Annotated in this window: 6 protein-coding genes; 1 reads left to right on the top strand and 5 read right to left on the bottom strand. The window is 42.8% G+C overall.

From position 1 onward, the window contains the following. Nucleotides 1–244, top strand: a 244-nt coding sequence (locus AQ981_RS25165; protein WP_121500743.1) for an Rpn family recombination-promoting nuclease/putative transposase, incomplete at its 5' end; no start/stop codon positions are given. 170 nt (nucleotides 245–414) lie between these two features. Here AQ981_RS25165 and AQ981_RS27805 read toward each other — a convergent pair. The 5 genes from AQ981_RS27805 to AQ981_RS25145 all read right to left on the bottom strand — a co-directional run. Beyond that, nucleotides 415–579 (bottom strand): hypothetical protein, encoded by a 165-nt coding sequence (locus tag AQ981_RS27805; protein WP_154675985.1) that lies wholly within the window; start codon nucleotides 577–579, stop codon nucleotides 415–417. 109 nt (nucleotides 580–688) lie between these two features. Beyond that, on the bottom strand, nucleotides 689–1,936 hold the full coding sequence (locus AQ981_RS25160) for an MFS transporter (RefSeq protein WP_121500744.1): 1,248 nt from the start codon (nucleotides 1,934–1,936) through the stop codon (nucleotides 689–691). Nucleotides 1,937–2,037: 101 nt separating this feature from the next. Then, nucleotides 2,038–3,006: a sugar phosphate isomerase/epimerase family protein gene (locus tag AQ981_RS25155; protein WP_058914496.1), complete on the bottom strand. Its 969-nt coding sequence runs from the start codon at nucleotides 3,004–3,006 to the stop codon at nucleotides 2,038–2,040. A gap of 8 nt (nucleotides 3,007–3,014) precedes the next feature. Continuing rightward, nucleotides 3,015–3,719, bottom strand: coding sequence for a GntR family transcriptional regulator (locus AQ981_RS25150; protein ID WP_058914493.1), 705 nt, complete (start codon nucleotides 3,717–3,719; stop codon nucleotides 3,015–3,017). Between the two features lie 166 nt (nucleotides 3,720–3,885). Then, on the bottom strand, nucleotides 3,886–4,323 hold a 438-nt coding region (locus AQ981_RS25145; protein WP_154675984.1), incomplete at its 5' end, for an integrase core domain-containing protein.

Genomic DNA, 4,323 nt, shown 5'->3' with positions numbered 1-4,323 from the left:
TGTACGCGAACTGGCACAGCGTGTGCCGCAACACGGAGACGCACTTATGACCATCGCACAACAGCTTGAACAGAAGGGCATCGAGAAGGGGATTCAGCTCGGAGAACAACGTGGCATTGAAAAAGGCGAGCGCGAAGCCACCCTTAAAATTGCACGAACCATGCTCCAGAACGGCATTGACCGTAATACCGTAATGAAAATGACCGGTCTGACCGAAGATGACCTGGCGCAGATCCGCCACTGAGTATCCTCTACTGAGAACGCCTTTGCTGCCCGGATGAGAGCAGGTACACCCACAGCATTTCATTCCGAACGCGTCGTCTGTTCAAAACTGGCTTCTGGACAGACGAGGGGTTGGACAAGCTTCCGGCGCGTCAGCCTGTAAAAGTTAAACCTGTCCTTTAAGCATCGCCACTATCCTCTCAGGAATTTCAGGATCTGCCAGACGGTGCTGAGACGACGCTTATGTTTGTTCACCAGGAATACATTACCAAAGTCATCAATCACGGAATAAATGATGCGCATCCCGGGCAGCAACTGACACCGCAGGTAGTTAACGACATTTCCGGACACTGGCATCAATTTTCATTTCAGACATGGTATCCCCCTTGCTTTTCTCTGATTAAAGTTTATCCATCATAGCGTAAATGGGTACTGCAGTGCTGGAGGGGGAAGACCATCTCATTGTTTACACTTTTTCAGAGGCAATTTTTTGTTTCTTTATCCTCTTTACCAGAAGGGTTGAACATAGGAAACCCATCAGGCTAAATACCACCATCACGCTAAATACATAGTTGTAACCGGTAATGCCTTTAAAATTATCCAGAAGTGCACCGTAAAAGGTATAGGCAAACATTGCTGGCATATAACCGATAATACAGCCAAATGCCATCGCTGAACCACTGTATTGACGCGATATTCCGATCTCATCCATCGGTGCAAAGAAAATGGCGCGCTGTGAAAAAATGATTGCGCCAAATCCTAACGTTACCGCCATTCCGACATAGACATTCATGGACTGATGGGGTAATTGAATGAAGACGATCATGGCAATAGCAGCAATCAGGAATGTCCATTTCAGATAGACTGTTGGAGATTTGGTTACTTTATCAGCAATGAATCCACCAATCGGGCCACCGACCATTTTTAACGCATACTGGTTTATAATGCCATATGTCCCTACAAGAGCTACAGGTAACATATAGATATCCTTTAAGAAAGGTATGAAATAGGTTAATCCACAGTAAGCGGCATAAACAAAAAATATTCCAAATGCAGCAAGCCATACGTTCGCACAGGTCAGGATATGCCTGATACCCCTGAGAACCTCTATATTTGCACTACTGTTGTCCTGCACAGTGACTTTGTCATCATCATCAACAATAAAATAGGTAATAATACCAACGATAAGCGTAATTATAGTGTAAAAAAGCAGCCCCGCCTGCATACCTGCTTTTCCTTCGCCGAATTGTACAAAAACAAACAAGGCTCCAGACGCAATAATGACATCCACAACTCCTCGTCCGGCTTCAAGAAAACCAAACATTCGCCCTTGTTCTTTCTGTGTCCCCAGCAGGCGTACCGCTTTTAATAATACAGGCCAGAAAATAACATCGCCAAAGAAAGCCATTGCCGCAAAACATAACAGGTAACCAGTAAACGAGGGTAGTGTGGATAAATATAATCCGCATAATCCAACACCAATCAACCCGAATGGCAATAGTATTTTTTTTGAGTAACGGTCAGCAATATAAAGGGAAAGAAACAATCCAGTTGTCTGGACGATTGTATATACAGTAAAACCAAGACCAATTTGAGTATTCGTTAAACCCCAGTCATTTTGCATGGGAACATAGAAAACATCCTTCATACTGGAGAGTTTAAATATTGTTCCTCCGCCGAGGACTAAAAAGCACAGTCGTGCCCACTTATTCATGAACATAGTTATACCTTCACGTATATAAATGAATGGGAGTAATAATTTTCCATTCTCGTACCTGAATAATAAAAATACGATTAGGAAGTTGATGTGAAATGTTAATCAGTAATTATTTTTTCATCAATAAACTTATTACATATATTTCTGATATAGTTAATTTGTTCTGTTGCGTATTCTGATTCCTGATTAAGACGCTCGTTAACCTTATCATCTTCAGGTAATGACGTATAACTTGCCGTTCTCCAGGGTATCCATGGGTTATCTCCCTCATCGTCGAAGCGGAAAGCGGGAGCAAAGTAATCGACTTCCTCTTCAAGGCCGAAAGAAATTATCTGGGGTTTATCCTCTCCCAGCAGTAATAATTTCCTGAGCATATCTTCCATAGGTAAATCCCCATATCCAGATCGACATGCTTCATGCGCCCAGCCAGAACCATCTCTGATAATTTTGGCATCTTTTATATGAACTTGTGTTATATATGGCGCCATGATATTCAGCGCATCAAGAGGCCTTTCATTGGCATTAATCATATTTCCAAAATCAAAAAGTATTGAAAGATTTTTCATCCCGCTACGTTTTACCAGACTGACCAGTTCCTCGCTTTTGATATCTTCATGTTGTTCAATCGTGAATGTTAATCCGCAATCATCAAACTGAGAAAGATATCTTATATCAAGATGTATTTTCTCAATTATATCATGCAGATACCCTTCATAACGGGGATAAAAACGTACAGATGAAGCACCAGTTGCAAAGGCAATCCTGATGGCATCATCCAGCGTTTTTTTATCTGATGCACTTGTTTCAATGTTAACGTCCAGTCCGTAAACTTCCGCTTTTTTCCTGAAATCAGATAACTGATGGTCACTCATCATTTGTAAGGCCTGAGTTTCACCATCTTCAACATGAATCTTTACGCCATGTAATTGATGCTGATGAGCGATGTCCAGTAAATCTCCAGGTAGAACCTGTTCGTATCGCATATTTAAATGAAATGCATAAGCATGTAAATATAGAGGAATATTCCTGGCTCGCTCAGCGAGACGAGCTCTTTCTGTTTTTTTCATTTTCGCCCTCATTCATCGTCGATATAAAGTTCAACGGACTCCAGTCTCCAGTACTCAAAGTCAACCTGAACTACTCTTTTTTCTCGTGTTGCACGATGTTTTTCAATCAGGATGACGAAAGTATTTGGTGCAACACCTAACTCTTTACATGCTTGCTCAGGTATTTTTACGGGTTTAAATACCATTCTTTTTATACTCAGGAACTGACCGAAGTCCTTTTCCCAGATATCTGCAAATGACTGGTTAATGATCTTATTAATAAAACCTGATGCAAAGCCAGCATTAATGTAGGATTCGTGATAAAAGACTTTATGTCCGTCAAGGCCACACCAGCCAGTGATTCGATAGCTACCAGTATCTTCAGAGAAAGCCTTCATCACACCGGGTGGAGGTGTTTTGCAGAATTCTTTTTCCATATATCCCCAAAACGGATGTCGCCCTTGAGCCCGGGCTTCTACATTAAAGCTGGACTGTGCTTTAGGGTTATAGATAAAACGTCTGGGAGCGATAAACCAGCCGCTGCGATTTTTCCTGAAGATCAGTGATGCAACTTCTAGTTCCAGTAAAACTTGTCTCAATGTCATCCTTCGGGTATCCAACAATTCGCACAACTCCCGCTCAGAAGGAAGTCGTGAGCCTGCGACCAGATTTGTCTCAGACAACCACCTTTCAAGGCGTTCCCGGATGATATCTACATTGCTTTTGTCTTTCATATTCACCAATCTGGTATAAACCAATTTTTTGATACGCTAAGATGAGAAAGATTAAACAGCAAGTTATTTTGCCATTGATGACTAAGTTTTGTGCGCCTCATCGCAAAGGCATACTGTGCATTCATCATTAGAGGGGGTGACCTGCCCCCAGTATTAGCTACAACCGTCAGTTAGTAATGTCGGTTTGTTTATCTTCACATTTTCCATTTCGCCACCGTGCTGCAAACTCTGATGGCGTCTGATAATTCAGTGCCGAATGTGGCCGACACTCGTTATAATCCTGCCGCCAGTCATTAATCGTTTTCCGGGCATGAAGAATATCGCTGAACCAGTGTTCATTCAGACACTCATCGCGAAAGCGTCCGTTAAAACTCTCAATAAATCCGTTCTGCGTTGGCTTACCTGGCTGGATAAGCCGTAGTTCCACACCATGCTCAAAGGCCCATTGATCGAGCGCGCGGCAGGTAAATTCCGGGCCCTGATCGGTTCTTATTGTCGTCGGATAGCCCCGAAATAGCGCGATGCTGTCCAGAATACGCGTGACCTGAACGCCTGAAAAACCGAAAGCAGCGGTGATCGTCAGACACTCCTTCGTGAAATCATC

This window comes from Entomohabitans teleogrylli, from assembly GCF_001484765.1.
Taxonomy (GTDB): domain Bacteria; phylum Pseudomonadota; class Gammaproteobacteria; order Enterobacterales; family Enterobacteriaceae; genus Entomohabitans; species Entomohabitans teleogrylli.
The sequence above is the reverse complement of the archived record's forward strand: the minus strand, read 5'-3'. Positions and strand labels throughout refer to the sequence as shown.

Bases quoted from the DNA above. Each gene is read 5' to 3' on its own strand.
- AQ981_RS25150 (WP_058914493.1), bottom strand. From the start codon at position 3,719: ATGAAAGACAAAAGCAATGTAGATATCATCCGGGAACGCCTTGAAAGG.
- AQ981_RS25160 (WP_121500744.1), bottom strand. From the start codon at position 1,936: ATGAATAAGTGGGCACGACTGTGCTTTTTAGTCCTCGGCGGAGGAACA.
- AQ981_RS25155 (WP_058914496.1), bottom strand. From the start codon at position 3,006: ATGAAAAAAACAGAAAGAGCTCGTCTCGCTGAGCGAGCCAGGAATATT.
- AQ981_RS27805 (WP_154675985.1), bottom strand. From the start codon at position 579: ATGCCAGTGTCCGGAAATGTCGTTAACTACCTGCGGTGTCAGTTGCTG.